This window comes from Streptomyces sp. NPDC045968 (assembly GCF_056430475.1).
The window spans coordinates 188,590-204,682 of record NZ_JBWKLF010000009.1 but is presented as its reverse complement, the minus strand read 5'-3'; the positions used below and the strand labels follow the sequence as shown (position 1 = coordinate 204,682).

Below are 16,093 nucleotides of genomic sequence, written 5' to 3'. Positions count from 1 at the left end.
CCGGATGGATGTGGACGAGGACGGCTGGCCGCCAGCGAGCGTCGAGAGCCTGTGGGCGGTGGACCTCGGTGACGGCACGGTGCGCTTGGACAACACTCCCTGGTTCCTACGCGGAGTCGCCGGGGACGACATCGTCCGGGTGGAGATCGACGATGAGGGCGTCCGCTGGGCTGGAGAGACGGTCCGACCCTCGGAGAACTGCACGATCCGGCTGATCGTGTTGAAAGACGGCGGCTCGGCTGCTGCCCGGCAGAGCGTTCTGAAGATCTTCCACAAGCTCGGCACGACGGGCGAGGGCATCGAGCGGTACCGGATGGTGGCGCTGGATGTCCCACCGGAGGCGGACCTGCCACGAATCCGCAAGCTGCTGGAACACGGTGCAGCGGAAGGCTGGTGGCACTGGGAGGAAGGGTGCGTCACCGCTGCTTGGAGGTCCACGGCCGCGGACTGAGTGGCTGCACGTGCTGCTGGAGGCCCGTGAGCCGCAGTGCTGGTCCGGGCCGTGGCGGCGGTCGCAGATCGCATGCAACGACAGCGCGGAGGACGGTCCGGATGCCGTGGGGTGGCGGCTCGATGAGGAGTTCGCGTTCGGCGAGCCCGGGGGGTCTCCAACAAGATCCGCGACTGCCGGCCTCAGCCGCGAAGGACTTGACGGTGCTGACCTACCGAACTTGGCTGCGGCGGACTCGGGAGGCTCTGATGTGGGTCCAGCGCGGAGAAGCTCCTCCGGCTCGGCTTTCCTCGCCCCGTACGCCTCAGTCACCTTACGGAGCCGGAGAGATGGCGCGTTTGCGGATTGGACGAATCATCTGCCAGGCCAGGCCCGGCTCGACGGTGTCGCCCTCATGGCGCTCGGAGACGGGGCCTGATGCCGGGTGAGGCCCCGCCTCTTCGGGGTAGCCACGTTCGCGTGACCTCTGGTGGGGTTGCGGTGCTGGAGAGGAGCTGCTGGGTCGACTCGTGGCGTGCCACTCCGACTGGGAAGACATCTTGGCTGAGCTGGCGGGGACCTCCGGGGCCGGGTGCCTCTTCCGGCCGGGGCGGAAGATTGCCAAGTTCCGACAGGGCAGCCACTAGAGCAACCCGCCAGACCCGAAACACCGCCATCCACCGCCCCGAACGCCCCCGGAAACGACGAGATCCCGCCCGATCTTTACGATCGGACGGGATCTCGTCTGTGCGGTGGACCTGTGGGGATTTGAACCCCAGACCCCCTCGATGCGAACGAGGTGCGCTACCAGACTGCGCCACAGGCCCTTGCAACGAGTGAAACTTTAGCACCCCCAGAGGGGTGCTTGGAAATCCGTTCCCCGCTGGTCAGCGGAGCCGGCTTCCCGGAGGGCTCACTCGTTGGCCGCGCGGGGGCGGTCGTCCTCGTCGTACTGGTCGAAGAGCGGGGTCCGGCCGCGGTCGCGGTTGCGGCGGGACTGGTTGCCGCGCTGGCGTGGCGCCGGGTCCACCGAGGGAGTGACGGGGTGCGAGGTGCCCGTCTGGGTGGGCTCGGCCGGGCTGGAGCGCGCCGCGCTCCACGTCTCCGGGTCGTTGACCTCGACGCCGCCCGTGGCACGCGGGGCGACCGGGGCGGTGACATACGTGGGGAGCGGGACGGGGACCGGCTCCCAGCTGTCGCCCTGCACCCCGCCGCGCTCCCGCTGCTGGTCGACCCATTCCGCGTGGTCCGTCTGCTCGACGAGGGCGCGGCGGCCGGCCTCCTGCGGGGAGACGGTGGGGGTGGGTTCCGGCTGGGGGTGGCGCGCTTCGGGCTCCTCGTCGGGCTCGGCGGGAGCCGTCGTCGCGGGCTGGTGCCTGCGGGGGCGGTTCTCGCGCAGCCGCTGGGCCGCCATCTCCGCCCGGCGCCGGTCCATCGTGAACGCGAACCGGTGCCGCTCCTTGGCGCGCAGATGCACGATGTACGTGCTCAGCAGCACAGCCGGAACGGCGGGGGCCCACAGGAAGCCGAGTCCGCCCACCGCCGCGACGACCGCGCCGAGGGTGAACGCCAGGAAGAGGACGACGGTGGTACGCCGACGGCGGGCCAGGACCTGCGAGCGCTGGGCCCGCCGGGCGCGCTCGGCGTCCGCGCTGGACGTGCGCGGGCGTCTCACGGAAGCGGACCGCTCCTGTGGCGTACGCCCCTGCGCCTCGCGGCGCTCCCTGGGGCTGGACTCGGGCGCCTGGCGCTCCGGAGCCGGACGGCCTGACGCACGCTCGGGAGCGTGCGCCGGATCGTGCATCCGGGCTTCGGTATGCGCCGGAGGCGCGGCAAAGGCCCGGACGTCCACGGAATCCATTCGGTCCGTGACCGCGTCCGGGTCGACGTCGGGCGCCGCCTCCTGCGCGGTGCGCTCCTCCAGCTCCCTGGCGTATCGGCGCTCCATGGCCGCCCGTCCGGACAGCAGCCGGATGGCGGTACTGAAGCGTTCCGTCGGACGTGCTTCATTGAGCTCGTCCTGCCGGCGAAGCCACATCGGCACCAAGTAGGCGGCCCAGGCCCCGACGATGACTGCGTAGATGAGGCCGCTGCTGCTCACGCTCACACCGTAGAGGGGTTTGCGCGGAGGCATCCGCCAATTGGCCCGGTGTGTCGCACGATCTAGCTGATATCACGGACTTTTTTTGTGATTGTTCAGATCAACAGTCGACGTTTGCGGGTTCGTTAGCTGTCAGACCGCGATCACTTTCGAACACTTATTTCATTTCGCGGGGTGTGCGCGGAGTGCCGGGTCTCGACTGGTGCCAGCGCCGCAGCAGCCCCTCCGGGACCTCGTCCGCGGTGAGCGCGTAGATCAGATGGTCCCGCCAGGCGCCGTCGATGTGGAGATAGCGGGGACGCAGCCCTTCCTCGCGGAATCCGAGTTTCTCCACGACTCTGCGGCTGGGCGCGTTCTCCGGGCGAATGCACACCTCGATGCGGTGCAGTCCGACCGTGCGGAAACAGTGGTCCACGGCGAGCGCGACGGCGGTCGGCATGACGCCCCGGCCCGCCACCCCCCGGTCGACCCAGTAGCCGACATGACCGGAGCACATCGAGCCCCAGGTGATCCCGGCGACCGTCAGCTGGCCGACGAGCTGACCCTCGTACTCGATCGCGAAGGGCAGCATCCGGCCGGCGTTCGCCTCCGAGCGCAGATGGCGGATCATCTGACGGTATGTGGGGCGCTGCGCCATCGGGCCGCCCGGGGCGGGCGGCGGGACGGTCGCCTCCCAGGGCCGCAGCCAGTCGCGGTTGCGCCGGTTGACCTCGCGCCATACGCGCTGGTCGCGCAGTTTTATGGGGCGCAGGACGATCTCGCCGTCGCGGAGCGTCACCGGCCAGGTCGGGACGTTCAGCTCGGGCTCCCCGGTCGGGGGTGGTCGCCGCCGCGCAGCTGGTCGACGGCGTGCACCAGGATCCGGCCCAGGACCGCGAGTCCGTCGCGTACGCCACCGGTGGAGCCCGGCAGGTTCACGACGAGGGTGCGGCCCGCGACACCCGCGAGGCCGCGGGAGAGCGCGGCGGTGGGGACCTTGTCGCGGCCCTCGGCCCGGATCGCCTCGGGGATGCCCGGGATCTCGTGGTCGAGCACGCGGCGGGTGGCCTCGGGGGTGCGGTCGGTGGGCGAGATGCCCGTACCGCCGGTGGTGACGATCACGTCGTACCCGGCAGCCGCTCCCGCGCGGAGCGCCGCCTCCACCGGGTCGCCGTCCGGGACGACCTGCGGTCCCTCGACGGTGAACCCGAGCCCGGTGAGGGCCTCGGCGATGATCGGGCCGCCCTTGTCGGCGTAGACCCCGGCGGACGCGCGGTTCGACGCGGTGACCACGAGGGCGCGGTACGGGGCCGCGGCGGCCCGGCCGGAGCCGGAGCCGGAGTCGGAGCCGGTCATGCCTCCGCTCCTTCCGGCGCCTGGCGCCGGTAGTCGCCGGACTTGCCGCCCGACTTCGCCTCGACCCTGACGTCCGTGATCACCGCGGCCTTGTCGACCGCCTTGACCATGTCGATGACGGTGAGCGCGGCGACCGAGACGGCGGTCAGGGCCTCCATTTCGACGCCCGTGCGGTCCGTGGTCTTCACCGTCGCGGTGATCTCCACCGCGTCGTCGGCGACGCTCAGATCGACGTTGACACCCGAGACGGCGAGCGGGTGGCAGAGCGGGATCAGGTCCGGGGTGCGCTTGGCGCCCATGATTCCGGCGATCCGGGCCGTGGCGAGCGCGTCCCCCTTGGGGACACCCTCACCTCTGAGCAGTTCGATGACGCGCGGGGAGACGAGGACCCGGCCGCTGGCCCGGGCGACGCGCGTGGTGACGTCCTTGTCCGACACGTCGACCATCCGGGCAGCGCCCGCCTCGTCGATGTGCGTCAGCCTGTTCTGCGTACTCACTGAACTCCGCCTAGCGGTAGGGCGCCGGTTGCCCGCTCGGCCCGCACCGTGGTGCGGGCCGGGGGTCCGGGGGGTGTCCCCCGGAAGGCACAGCGGCAGATACCGTACCGCCACCGGGCGCGGGTCAGCGGAGCAGGACGACCTGGGTCGTCGTGCCGGGCTCGGCGGAGGTGACGTCCTCGGGCAGCACGATCAGCGCGTCGGCCCGGGCGAGCGCGGCGATCAGATGCGATCCGGAACCACCGACAGGGGTGACGGTGCCGGCGTCCGCGTCGTACGTCCCGCGCAGGAACTGGCGCTTGCCGGCCGGCGAGGACAGCGCCTTGTCGATGGCGAGTCTCGCGGTCACCGTGGGCCGGTGGACGTCGTCGAGGCCCATCAGGGTGCGGATCGCGGGCCGGACGAACAGCTCGAAGGAGACGTAACTGGAGACCGGGTTGCCCGGCAGCGCCAGCAGGGGTGTGTGGTCGGGGCCGATCGAGCCGAATCCCTGCGGCTTGCCGGGCTGCATGGCCAGCTTGCGGAACTCGATGCCGCTGCCCGGTTCGTCCTCGTCACCCACCGAGGACAGGGCCTCCTTGACCACGTCGTACGCGCCGACGCTGACGCCACCGGTGGTGACGACGATGTCGGCGCGGATCAGCTGGTCCTCGATCGTGGCCCGCAGCGTCTCGGCGTCGTCGGCGACGGCACCCACCCGGTACGCGATGGCTCCCGCGTCCCGGGCGGCGGCCGTCAGCGCGAAGCTGTTGGAGTCGTAGATCTGGCCGCCGGTCAGCTCCTCACCGGGCTGCACCAGTTCGCTGCCGGTGGACAGGACGACGACGCGGGGGCGCGGGCGCACCTTCACCGTCGCCCGCCCGATCGCGGCGAGCAGCCCGATCTGCGGCGGTCCCACCACCGAGCCCGCGCGCAGGGCCAGGTCGCCGGGCTGCACATCGCTGCCCCTGGCCCGGACGTGGGCGCGGGCCTCGACGGGGCGGTGGACCCGGACCTCGCCGCTCGCGCCTTCGGGCGCGTCGCTGTGGGCGCGCATGGTGGCTGCCGGGCCCTCGCCCGTGCCGCCGTCGGTCCACTCGACCGGCACCACCGCTTCGGCACCCGCGGGCAGCGGGGCGCCGGTCATGATGCGGGCGGCCTGTCCCGGGCCCACGACCTGATCGCCGGTCAGCCCCTCGCTGCCCGCCGCGACATCACCGATGACCGTGAGGACGGCGGGGAACTCCTCGCTCGCGCCCTCGACATCGGCGATCCGGACCGCGTAGCCGTCCATCGAACTGTTGTCGAAGGGCGGCAGTGCGACCTCCACCATGACGTCCTCGACCAGGACACAGCCCTGGGCGTCGGGCAGTTGCAGCTCGATGGGTTCGAGCGGCTTCACCGAGCCCAGGATGTCGTCCAGGTGTTCGTCCACCGACCAGATCGTGCTGCTCACGGGGTTACATCTCCTCGGTGACATATCTGCGCAGCCAGGCCCGGAAGTCCGGCCCCAGGTCTTCACGTTCGCACGCGAGTCTGACAATGGCACGCAGATAGTCGCCGCGGTCACCGGTGTCATAGCGGCGGCCCTTGAAGACGACTCCGTGCACCGGGCCGCCGGCCTTCTCGTCCTCCGCCAGGAGCTGGAGCGCGTCCGTGAGCTGGATCTCGCCGCCGCGGCCGGGCTCGGTCTGGCGCAGTATGGCGAAGATGGCCGGGTCCAGGACGTACCGGCCGATGATGGCGAGGTTGCTGGGCGCGTCGGCCGGGTCGGGCTTCTCCACGAGGCCGCTGATGCGTACGACGTCACCGTCGGCGGTGGGCTCCACGGCCGCGCAGCCGTACATGTGGATCTGCGCGGGGTCGACCTCCATCAGAGCGATGACGCTGCCGCCCTCACGCTCCTGGACGTCGATCATCCGGGCGAGCAGCGGGTCGCGCGGGTCGATCAGGTCGTCCCCGAGGAGAACGGCGAACGGCTGGTCACCGACGTGCGGCGCGGCGCAGAGCACGGCGTGGCCGAGGCCGCGCGGGTCGCCCTGGCGGACGTAGTGCATGGTGGCCAGGTCGCTGGACTCCTGGACCCTGGAGAGCCTCTCGCCGTCACCCTTGCGGGTCAGCGCGTTCTCCAGCTCGTAGTTCCGGTCGAAGTGGTCCTCAAGGGGACGCTTGTTGCGGCCGGTGATCATCAGCACGTCGGAGAGACCGGCCGCCACCGCCTCTTCGACGACATACTGGATCGCGGGCTTGTCGACGACCGGCAGCATCTCCTTGGGAGTGGCCTTGGTGGCCGGCAGGAAACGGGTGCCGAGACCTGCGGCCGGGATGACGGCCTTGCTGATCCTGGGGAGCGACTGAGTCATGCGCAGAACCTTAACGGGTGCACATGGGCGGAAGATGAGCGTCCGGTTAACTTTGTACTCATTTATACCCATACGAGAATAGTGCGAGTGCCCGTTGAATGATGAAACTTCAGGAAAGGCGTCCCTGCGACGCGAACTGCTCGCCGCCCGCGCGCTCCTGACACCACAGCACGTCGAGGACGCCGGCGCCGCTCTCGCGTCCTCGGCACGGGAGCTCCCGGAGCTTGCCGCCGCCCGGACGGTCGCCGCGTACGTGTCCGTGGGGCGCGAGCCGGGGACCCGGGCACTGATCGACACGCTGCGCGCGCGGGGCGTACGGGTCCTGCTGCCGGTGCTCCTCCCCGACAACGACCTGGACTGGGCGGCGTACGAGGGACCGGACCATCTGGTCCGGGCGGGCCGCGGACTGCTCGAACCGGACGGCGTACGCCTCGGGCCCGCCGCCGTCCTCGACGCGGACGCCGTCCTGCTGCCCGGTCTGGCGGTGGACGGGCGCGGGATGCGGCTGGGGCGCGGGGGCGGCAGTTACGACCGGGTGCTGGCCCGGTTGTCCGCGGCGGGGGCGCATCCCGCGCTGGTGGTCCTGCTGTACGCGAACGAGGTGGTCGCGCGGGTCCCTGAGGAACCGCACGACCACCCCGTGGACGCTGTGGTGACGCCGGCCGGAGCGCGGCGCTTCACCGGAGGAGCCCCTAGGGCTTCTTGAGCGTCAGGTGGTCGACCGTGGACCGCTTCACCGCGTCGGTACCGAAGGACCAGTCGAGCAGTTCCCCGTCGGCCCACTTGTCGGTCTGATCGGTGTAGTGCGAGCTGAACGCGTGCCCGGAGGCACCGGTGAGGTTGATCCAGCGGGACTTGTCCCAGTCCCCCACGTTCACGATCATCCGCATGGAGGGCACCCAGACGACCTCGTAGCCGCCCGCCGCGTTCCAGCCGGTGGCGTTGACCGCGGCCTCGCCGCCGCTCAGGTTCCACGGGCCCCGGTTGAGGGCCCGCTGGAGAAGGCCGGGGCCTTCGGTACCGAGGGTCTGGTTCTTCAGGGTCAGCTGGTGCAGCCGGCCCCAGCTCCAGGTGGACATGTCCTTGCCGAGCTTGGCGGTCAGCTCCCAGCGGGCGTCCTCCATGGCGCGCCCGAAGAGGTCGTCGCGGCTGTCCAGCGCCTCTTCCCGGCCCTTCTTGGGCACCTTCCACCACTCGTTGTCCGGGTCCTCCACGAGGTTCTGGACGACCTGGAACCAGCGGTCGCCGCCGTCCGGCTGCGCGGAGTCCGGGTCACGCTGACCGCACTCGCGTACGAGCCTCTTCCGCTCGTCCACCGGGCCCGTGCTCTTGGCCGGCGGAACGTTGAGGCAGTCGCCCTCGGCGCGCAGCTCCTTGGGAAGCTTGTTGCCGAAGGCCAGCTTGAGGATGTTGCGCCAGACCGCGTTGAAGTAGGCGGCGGCCGCCGAGTCGGACTCCTGGGTGTAGTCCCAGCCCTCCAGCAGCTTCTGCGCCTCCCGGACGTGCTTGTCGGAGACACTGATTTTCATCAGCCTGGGCACCAGCAGGGCGGCGATCGCGCTGCTGTTGTCCATCTGCATCTTCTGCATGTCGTCGGTCGAGATCTTCTCGCCGCCGTCGATCTTCTTCGCGAGCAGGTCGTTGATCCGCTGGCTGCGCGCGCCGTAACCCCAGTCCTTGGTGAGCATGTGGGGGTACTTCTCGTCGATGACGGCCTGGTTGGCGGTGACGATGTAGCCGCGCTCCGGGTTGTACTCGTAGGGCAGCTCGTCGAAGGGGATCGGCTCCTTCTCCCAGCCGTACTCCGAGGTCCAGCCGGGGCTGGGCAGCGTGCCGTCACCCTTGACGCGGACCGGGATCGTGCCGGGGGCCTGGTAGCCGATGTTGCCCTTGGTGTCGGCGTACACGAGGTTCTGCGAGGGCACCTCGAAGTGCTCGGCCGCCGCCCGGAACGTCTTGAAGTCCTTGGCGCGGTTGAGCTCGAAGACGGCGTCCATGGACCTGCCCGGTTGCAGCGCGGTCCACTTCAGGGCGACCGCGTATCCCTCGGCGCGGTCGGGGGCCGAGTTGGTGACCGGGGCCTTCTGGCCGACCTTCTCCAGCTCGTTGCTCCGGTCGGAGACCACGGGGCCGTTGTTGGTCTCGCGGACGGTGATGTGACGGTCCTTGCCGCCCGCGACCTTGATGGTCTCCTCGCGGGTGACGAAGGGCTTCACCCTGCCGTCGTACTGGTAGCCGTCGCCCGAGACCTTCTCCAGGAAGAGGTCGGTGACGTCGGCGCCGAGGTTGGTGAGCCCCCAGGCGATGTCCTGGTTGTGGCCGATGATGACCCCGGGCATCCCGGAGAAGGTGTAGCCCGCGGTGTCGTACTGGCAGGACGCCGAGACGGTCCGGCAGTGCAGACCCATCTGGTACCAGAGCGAGGGCAGCATCGGCGCCAGGTGCGGGTCGTTCGCGAGCAGCGGCTTGTCCGTGGTCGTGTACCGGCCGGAGACCACCCAGGAGTTCGAGCCGATGCCGCTGCCGTTCGGGCCGAGCAGCGCGGGGATCTCGTCGAGGGTGTCGGCGAGCGAGGAGAGCTGGGTGCTGAGGCCCTGGGTGGCGCCCGCCGCGGTGCCGGCACCGGAGCCGATGTTGTCCGAGGGCTCGGCGGCCGGGTCGAACTCCCCGGTGACCGGGGAGATCGCGCCCTGCCCGACGATCGGCTGGTGCTTCTTGTACGGGTAGTCCGGGTACAGGTCCTCGATCTGCTTCGCGCTCAGCCTGCTGGTCATCAGGGAGCGGTCGATCTCGTCCTGCATGTTGCCGCGCAGGTCCCAGGCCATCGCCTTCAGCCAGGCGACCGAGTCGACCGGGGTCCACTCGGTGGGCTTGTAGTCGTTGGTCAGCCCCAGCGCCGCGTACTCGACGGAGAGGTCCTTGCCGCCCTTGCCCTTCAGGTACGCGTTCACACCCTCCGCGTACGACTGGAGGTTCTTCTTGGTGGACTCGTCGAGGACGGTGTCGTACTCCTTCTGCGCGACCTGGCGCCAGCCGAGGGTGCGCAGGAACGCGTCCGTCTCCACCTGGCCGGAGCCGAACATCTCGGAGAGCCGGCCGGACGTCATGTGACGGCGGACGTCCATCTCCCAGAAGCGGTCCTGGGCTTGGACGAAGCCCTGGGCGCGGAAGAGGTCGGCGTCGGAGTCCGCGTAGATCTGCGGGATTCCGTAACTGTCGCGTCTGACGTCGACGTCGGCGTCGAGACCGTCGAGTTCGATCGAGCCGGTGGTCTGCGGGTAGGAGGCCCGCACCGTGGAAACGGACCAGAACGCGCCGTAGCCGACACCCGCGACAAGCGCCAGCACCAGGACGATCACGAGCAGGCGGGCGCGTCGCCCCTTCTTCCTGCCGGGCTTCTTCGCATCGGAAGAACCGGAAGAGGCGGTTGTGTTGGCGGGCATCGCTGTCCTTCGAGGGGCAGGGTGGTCCTGGGAGTGCAGGAGCAACCATAGGCGCAGCGTGGAAGCCACTCGGACGCGGTATGGAGATGCATCCATATGCGCACTGCTCGCACGAACACTCGAACGCATCAAGAAAGCGTTAAAGATTAGGTAAGGTAACGAAGTACCGACCACCGGCGACCGGTCCGGCAGGCACACGCAGGGAAGGGACGGACACTGACAGTCCACACGCTCAACGAACTCCTGCTCGTCTGCTCACTCGTGCTGCTCGTCGCCGTGGCGGCGGTGCGGATCTCGTCCCGCAGCGGGCTCCCCAGCCTGCTCCTGTACCTCGGCATCGGTGTCGCCATAGGGCAGGACGGCATCTTCGACGTCCACTTCGACAACGCCGAACTGACGCAGGTGATCGGCTACGCCGCACTTGTCGTCATCCTCGCCGAGGGCGGTCTGGGCACCAAGTGGAAGGAAGTCCGTCCCGCGTTGCCGGCGGCCGCGGTGCTGTCGACCGTCGGCGTGGGCATCAGCGTGGGTGTCACCGCGGCCGGGGCGCACTACCTCGTCGGCCTGGAGTGGCGGCAGGCACTGATCATCGGCGCGGTCGTCTCGTCCACCGACGCCGCCGCCGTCTTCTCCGTCCTGCGCAAGGTGCCGCTGCCGTCCCGGATCACGGGTGTCCTGGAGGCCGAGTCCGGCTTCAACGACGCCCCCGTGGTCATCCTCGTGGTGGCGTTCTCCGCCGTCGGCCCCGTGGAGCACTGGTACGTACTCGTCGGCGAGATAGCCCTGGAGCTGGTGATCGGCGCGGCCATCGGCCTCGCGGTCGGCTGGCTCGGCTCCTTCGGACTGCGTCATGTGGCGCTGCCCGCCTCCGGCCTGTACCCGATCGCCGTGATGGCCATCGCCGTCTCGGCGTACGCCGCGGGCGCGTTGGCGCACGGCAGTGGCTTCCTCGCCGTCTATCTGGCGGCGATGGTCCTCGGCAACTCCAAGCTCCCGCACTGGCCGGCCACCCGCGGTTTCGCGGACGGGCTCGGCTGGCTGGCCCAGATCGGCATGTTCGTGCTGCTCGGCCTGCTGGTCACGCCGCACGACCTGGCCGACGACTTCTGGCCCGCGATGGTGGTGGGCCTGGTCCTGACCGTGGTGGCGCGCCCGCTCTCCGTCTTCGTCAGCCTGGCGCCGTTCAGGCTGCCGAAACGCGAGAAGTCGCTGATGTCCTGGGCCGGACTGCGCGGCGCCGTGCCCATCGTGCTGGCGACCATTCCCATGGTCTCCGGAATCGACGGCAGCACCAGGGTCTTCAACATCGTCTTCGTCCTCGTCGTGGTCTACACCCTGATCCAGGGGCCGACCCTGCCCTGGCTCGCGAAGGCACTGAAGATCTCCGACGATCCGTCGGAAGCGGCGGACCTGGGCATCGAGTCGGCGCCCCTGGAACGGCTGCGCGGGCACCTGCTGTCGGTCGCGATCCCGGCCGAGTCGAAGATGCACGGGGTGGAGGTCGGCGAACTGAGACTGCCCGCCGGGGCCGCGGTCACCCTCGTGGTCCGGGACGGCACGAGTTTCGTACCGGCACCGTCCACCGTGCTGCGCCGCCGCGACGAACTGCTAGTGGTGGCGACCGATCCGGTACGCGACGCCGCCGAGGCGCGGCTGCGGGCGGTCGGCGAGGGCGGCAAGCTGGCCGGCTGGCTGGGGGCCGGTGGCGAACCCGGGAAACCGCGCGGCTCCGGGACCCGAGTGCGCTCCAGGGTCCGTGGCGGGCCGGGGCGGCCCGGTCCGGGAGGCTCCGGGCGTTCCGGAGGCTCCGGCGGGTCCGGGCGTTCCGGAGGCTCCGGCGGGTCCGGGCGTTCCGGAGGCTCGGGCGGCTCAGGAGGGTCCGGCGGCTCCGGTGGGACCGGCGGGTCGGGGCCTTCCGGCGGGTCGACGCGGGTCGGCGGTGCGAAGGTGCCGCATCTGTCGAAGCTGGCGAAGAAGCTCGTCAAGGGCATCGGAGCCGTATCGGGCGGCAAGCAGTCCGACTCCACGAAGGCGCACCACTGATCACAGGTCCAGCCACGGCACCTGTGCGCAATCACAGGCGTACAGGTGCCGCTGCCTGTAGCATGAAGGAAATCCGATCCACCAACCTGATCGACCAACCCGATCGACCACCTCTGCCTGACGCAGAGCTGGCGCGACCGTATGGCGGTCGTGGCGTCCCTTCGCCTCTGTAGCGAGCCGCCCGGCATCTACCGCAGTTCCGCGCGAAGAGGACAGCTCTCGGCAGCTCCCGCACGAGCCACGCACCATGCGTGGCGGACGTGCCGCAGGAGCGAAGCCACCAGGCGGCAGAAAGGCAAGGACCGTGGCGTCCACGGTCTCCGACCGCCCCGGTTACGGGCAACTGCTGCGCACCCCTGGTGCGTGGACCTTCCTCCTTCCGGGCTTCGCCGCACGGCAGCCCTTCGCGATGCTGACCATCGGCATCGTGCTCCTTGTGCAGCACACCACCGGTTCGTACGGCAGCGCCGGCGCCGTGGCGGCCGTCTCCGGCGTCTCCATGGCGCTGTTCGCACCGCAGGGCGGCAAGCTCGCCGACCGCTTCGGCCAGCGGGCCGTCCTGCTGCCCGGTGTCGTGGTGCACGCCGCGTCCGTGGGGGCGCTGACAGCGCTCGCGCTGGCCGACGCGCCCCTGTGGGTGCTGTTCCTCGCCGCCGTCCCCACCGGGGCCTCCATCCCGCAGGTCGGGCCCATGGTGCGGGCCCGCTGGGCCGCCGTACTGGGCGCCGCGCCCGGCCGCCCCGCCTCCCCGCTGATGGCGACGGCCGCCGCCTTCGAATCGGTCACGGACGAGTTCACGTTCGTCGTCGGACCGGTTCTCGCCACCGCCCTGTGCACCGGCGTGCACCCGGCGGCCGGCCTCCTCACGGAAGCCGCGCTGACCCTGGTCGGCGGCCTGCTCTTCGCGGCCCAGCGCTCCACCCAGCCCGCCCCGCGAAGCGCCGCCACCGCCGCGGCCCCGCACAGGTCCGCGCTGTCGGTACCGGGCGTCCGGGTGCTCGCGATCACCTTCCTCGGGATCGGCGCGGTCTTCGGCGGAATGCAGGTCTCGCTGACCGCGTTCTCCGAGGAGATCGGCCGTCCGGGTGTGAACGGTCTGCTGTACGGGGTCTTCGCCGCCGGCAACATGCTGGCCGGGATCGCGTGCGGCGCCATCGTCTGGAAGAGCAGCCCCCGGCGTCGTCTGATCGTCGGATACGTGGCCCTGACGCTGACCGCGTCCGGGTTGTGGGCCGTGCACTCCGTGCCGCTGCTCGCCGGGCTCGGACTGCTCGTCGGTCTCTCCATCGCACCGGCGCTGATCAGCGGTTACACCCTGGTCGAGGCGCTCGTTCCGGCGTCCGCGCGGACCGAGGCGTTCACCTGGCTGACGGGCGCGGTCGCGCTCGGCCAGGCAGGCGCGGTGACCGTGGCCGGACAGCTCGCCGACCGCCACGGTGCGAGCACCGGATTCGTGGTGCCGCTGGTGGGGACCGTGCTGGCGCTGGCGACCCTGCTGGCGCTGCGCTCGCGGCTCACCCCGCATGCGTCCGGACGGCTGGTGGCACGTGGTGTCGGTCACCGCGAGCCGGTCACGGTGGACTGATCGAGCGGAATACGTCAGTATGGAGTGTCGTTAGCACTCATTGAGTGAGAGTGCCAGGAGGAGCAAGTGCCGACCTATCAGTACCAGTGCACCGAATGCGGCGAGGGCCTCGAGGCGGTGCAGAAGTTCACCGATGATGCCCTGACCGTGTGCCCGAACTGCGAGGGACGCCTGAAGAAGGTGTTCTCGGCGGTCGGCATCGTCTTCAAGGGTTCCGGTTTCTACCGGAACGACAGCCGCGGCTCCTCGTCGAGCAGCACGCCGGCTTCGTCGCCCTCGAAGGCGTCCGATTCCGCTTCGTCCTCGTCGTCGTCCTCGACGGGTTCGGATTCAAAGTCGACGGCGTCTTCGTCGTCCTCTTCCTCGTCGTCCGCGCCGGCTTCGTCCGCGTCGGCCTCGTCGAGTGGTACGTCGGCAGCCTGAGCCCTCGTACGGACATGCTTCAACGGGACCCCGTCGATCATCGGATCGGCGGGGTCTTCGTCTTGGCCCCCGCACGGTGCGCAGGGGCCTAGTGTGACCACATGGTTAACGCAGAAGCTGGTACAGGAACAGGGGCAGGGGACGCGTCGCCGAGTGACGCCTCGTCGGGCGCGGACATCGGTGTGATCGGTGGCTCGGGGCTGTACTCCTTCCTGGAGGACGTCACCGAGGTCCGTGTGGACACTCCCTACGGGCCGCCCAGTGACTCGGTCTTCCTGGGCGAGGTGGCCGGACGCCGTGTCGCGTTCCTGCCCCGCCACGGACGCGGCCACCACCTGCCGCCGCACCGCATCAACTACCGGGCCAATCTGTGGGCCCTGCGCTCGGTCGGGGTGCGCCAGGTGCTCGCGCCGTGCGCGGTGGGCGGACTGCGTCCGGAGTACGGGCCGGGGACGCTGCTCGTACCGGACCAGCTGGTGGAGCGCACCAAGGCACGCGCGCAGACGTACTACGACGGTGAGGTCCGGGCCGACGGCGCGCAGCCGAACGTGGTCCACCTCGGTTTCGCCGATCCCTACTGCCCCCATGGGCGCAAGGCCGCCCTCGCGGCAGCGCGCGGACGTGACTGGGACGCCGTGGACGGCGGAACGCTGGTGGTCGTCGAGGGGCCGCGTTTCTCGACCCGGGCGGAGTCCCGCTTCCACGCGGCGATGGGCTGGTCGGTGGTGGGGATGACCGGGCACCCCGAGGCCGTGCTCGCCCGTGAACTGGCGCTCTGCTACACCACGATGACGCTGGTGACCGACCTGGACGCGGGCGCCGAGGCCGGTGAGGGCGTCTCCCACGGGGACGTGCTGAAGGTGTTCGCCGCCAATGTGGACCGGCTGCGGACTGTGCTGTTCGACGCGGTGTCGGCGCTGCCGAAGACCGCGGACCGCGACTGCGCCTGCACGCACGCGCTGGCCGGGATCGATACGGGGATCGAGCTGCCGTAGCGGTGCGGGGCCCGGCCGTGTGGCCGGTGTGACGGGTGTGGGTGTCAGGGATTTCCACAAGCTGTGCGCTGTCCACAGGGCTCAGCAGGATTTCTCGGGACGGTGGATCGTGAGGGGAGTTCGGCGGGGTCGGCCCGCCGGGCTCCCCTCGTTGTTCACTCCGGACGTCCCGCGCGGATGTCCGTCACGGCAGGTGGTGCAGCCATGTCCCCGTCCATGTTTCCGTCCACGTCGATTCCGCCCACGTCCACGTCCACATCCACGTCCCCATCCACGTCCACGCCCACGTCCACGGCGATTCCGTCCCTCTCCGCGGCCGATAGGCAGGACCACGCGCGGCACCCGTGGCTGCCGGTGGCGGCTCCCACGCCGTGCGGGGTGCCGCCGTTCCCTCCCCTGCGGGTGCGCGGAGGAGGCGCACACCGGCTGCGGCGGGCGCTGCGCAGACAGCGCCGCGCGATGGCGGCGGGGCTCGCGCTGACCGCTGCCGCGCTGGCCGCTTCGGGGCTGGGTGCCCCGGGCCCGGGCAACGCGGAGGGGGCGGTGGCCGTGCCGGGGGCGGCGGAGCGCGCCGTGCACCTGGTGTCGGCGCCGGTCCGGATCGCCGATGCGGCGACGGTCCGGCTGCTGCGGCCCGGCGACCGCGTCGATGTGATCGCCGCCGACGCCGCGGGCGCCGACGCGCGCGTGGTGGCGAAGGGGGTGCGGGTGGCGTCCGTGCCGCGGCGGCCGCAGGGCACGACTGCGGACGGGCCGGACTCCGGCGGCGCGCTGGTCGTGTTGTCCGTGCAGCGTGCCACCGCGACCGCGCTGGCCGGTGCCGGGGCCTCGGGACGACTGGCCGTGGCGGTGAGCCGTGCGCACTGACGTTCCATCACCCCACGTGCTGGAAAAGATGA

At 70.7% G+C, this 16,093-nt stretch carries 15 protein-coding genes and 1 tRNA gene; 7 read left to right on the top strand and 9 right to left on the bottom strand.

What is annotated here, in order from left to right; genetic code table 11:
- Positions 1-4: 4 nt before the first annotated feature.
- A complete protein-coding gene (locus AC07FA_RS25715; RefSeq protein ID WP_479078556.1) occupies positions 5-451 on the top strand; it encodes a DUF4265 domain-containing protein in 447 nt (148 codons plus the stop codon).
- 732 nt (positions 452-1,183) lie between these two features.
- Here AC07FA_RS25715 and AC07FA_RS25710 read toward each other — a convergent pair.
- The 7 genes from AC07FA_RS25710 to galU form a co-directional block, all read right to left on the bottom strand.
- Positions 1,184-1,257 (bottom strand) — tRNA-Ala (locus AC07FA_RS25710).
- Between the two features lie 86 nt (positions 1,258-1,343).
- Complete coding sequence (gene sepX, locus AC07FA_RS25705) at positions 1,344-2,531, bottom strand: divisome protein SepX/GlpR (RefSeq protein WP_479078555.1); 1,188 nt, start codon at positions 2,529-2,531, stop codon at positions 1,344-1,346.
- Between the two features lie 157 nt (positions 2,532-2,688).
- Positions 2,689-3,309 (bottom strand): GNAT family N-acetyltransferase, encoded by a 621-nt coding sequence (locus AC07FA_RS25700; protein WP_479078554.1) that lies wholly within the window; start codon positions 3,307-3,309, stop codon positions 2,689-2,691.
- Positions 3,310-3,326: 17 nt separating this feature from the next.
- On the bottom strand, positions 3,327-3,866 hold the full coding sequence (locus tag AC07FA_RS25695) for a MogA/MoaB family molybdenum cofactor biosynthesis protein (RefSeq protein WP_479078552.1): 540 nt from the start codon (positions 3,864-3,866) through the stop codon (positions 3,327-3,329).
- Positions 3,863-4,363: a cyclic pyranopterin monophosphate synthase MoaC gene (gene moaC, locus AC07FA_RS25690; protein WP_479078550.1), complete on the bottom strand. Its 501-nt coding sequence runs from the start codon at positions 4,361-4,363 to the stop codon at positions 3,863-3,865. Before moaC ends, AC07FA_RS25695 begins: the two co-directional genes overlap by 4 nt.
- Positions 4,364-4,487: 124 nt before the next feature.
- Positions 4,488-5,798 carry a molybdotransferase-like divisome protein Glp gene (gene glp / locus AC07FA_RS25685; RefSeq protein ID WP_479078549.1) on the bottom strand — a complete coding sequence of 437 codons (1,311 nt, stop codon included), beginning with the start codon at positions 5,796-5,798 and terminating at the stop codon, positions 4,488-4,490.
- Between the two features lie 4 nt (positions 5,799-5,802).
- On the bottom strand, positions 5,803-6,705 hold the full coding sequence (gene galU / locus AC07FA_RS25680) for a UTP--glucose-1-phosphate uridylyltransferase GalU (protein WP_479078548.1): 903 nt from the start codon (positions 6,703-6,705) through the stop codon (positions 5,803-5,805).
- A 94-nt stretch (positions 6,706-6,799) separates the two neighbouring features.
- Here galU and AC07FA_RS25675 point away from each other — a divergent pair, with 94 nt between their 5' ends.
- Complete coding sequence (locus AC07FA_RS25675) at positions 6,800-7,411, top strand: 5-formyltetrahydrofolate cyclo-ligase (RefSeq protein WP_479078547.1); 612 nt, start codon at positions 6,800-6,802, stop codon at positions 7,409-7,411.
- Here AC07FA_RS25675 and AC07FA_RS25670 read toward each other — a convergent pair.
- Positions 7,398-10,148, bottom strand: coding sequence for a penicillin acylase family protein (locus AC07FA_RS25670; protein WP_479078546.1), 2,751 nt, complete (start codon positions 10,146-10,148; stop codon positions 7,398-7,400). The genes AC07FA_RS25675 and AC07FA_RS25670 overlap by 14 nt on opposite strands.
- Positions 10,149-10,424: 276 nt before the next feature.
- Between AC07FA_RS25670 and AC07FA_RS25665 the strand changes: the two genes are divergently transcribed.
- From AC07FA_RS25665 to AC07FA_RS25650, 4 genes are all read left to right on the top strand, one after another.
- Positions 10,425-12,191, top strand: a complete 1,767-nt coding sequence (locus AC07FA_RS25665; RefSeq protein WP_479078795.1) for a potassium/proton antiporter — start codon at positions 10,425-10,427, stop codon at positions 12,189-12,191.
- Between the two features lie 304 nt (positions 12,192-12,495).
- Complete coding sequence (locus AC07FA_RS25660) at positions 12,496-13,776, top strand: MFS transporter (protein WP_479078544.1); 1,281 nt, start codon at positions 12,496-12,498, stop codon at positions 13,774-13,776.
- 66 nt (positions 13,777-13,842) lie between these two features.
- Entirely contained in the window at positions 13,843-14,199 is a 357-nt protein-coding gene (locus AC07FA_RS25655) for an FmdB family zinc ribbon protein (RefSeq protein ID WP_479078543.1), read from the top strand.
- Between the two features lie 101 nt (positions 14,200-14,300).
- Positions 14,301-15,194 carry an S-methyl-5'-thioadenosine phosphorylase gene (locus tag AC07FA_RS25650; RefSeq protein ID WP_479078541.1) on the top strand — a complete coding sequence of 298 codons (894 nt, stop codon included), beginning with the start codon at positions 14,301-14,303 and terminating at the stop codon, positions 15,192-15,194.
- Between the two features lie 155 nt (positions 15,195-15,349).
- Here the strand turns inward: AC07FA_RS25650 and AC07FA_RS25645 are convergent, their stop codons facing one another.
- Positions 15,350-15,475, bottom strand: a complete 126-nt coding sequence (locus AC07FA_RS25645; protein ID WP_479078540.1) for a hypothetical protein — start codon at positions 15,473-15,475, stop codon at positions 15,350-15,352.
- A 73-nt stretch (positions 15,476-15,548) separates the two neighbouring features.
- On the opposite strand from AC07FA_RS25645, the gene AC07FA_RS25640 reads away from it, so the two are divergent.
- Entirely contained in the window at positions 15,549-16,061 is a 513-nt protein-coding gene (locus AC07FA_RS25640; RefSeq protein WP_479078539.1) for an RcpC/CpaB family pilus assembly protein, read from the top strand.
- The last annotated feature ends 32 nt before the right edge of the window (positions 16,062-16,093 follow it).

What these genes read in the sequence shown, in the direction of transcription:
- AC07FA_RS25715 (WP_479078556.1), top strand. Translation starts at nt 5, where the DNA reads ATGGATGTGGACGAGGACGGCTGGCCGCCAGCGAGCGTCGAGAGCCTG.
- AC07FA_RS25695 (WP_479078552.1), bottom strand. Translation starts at nt 3,866, where the DNA reads ATGACCGGCTCCGACTCCGGCTCCGGCTCCGGCCGGGCCGCCGCGGCC.
- galU (WP_479078548.1), bottom strand. Translation starts at nt 6,705, where the DNA reads ATGACTCAGTCGCTCCCCAGGATCAGCAAGGCCGTCATCCCGGCCGCA.
- AC07FA_RS25670 (WP_479078546.1), bottom strand. Translation starts at nt 10,148, where the DNA reads ATGCCCGCCAACACAACCGCCTCTTCCGGTTCTTCCGATGCGAAGAAG.
- AC07FA_RS25650 (WP_479078541.1), top strand. Translation starts at nt 14,301, where the DNA reads ATGGTTAACGCAGAAGCTGGTACAGGAACAGGGGCAGGGGACGCGTCG.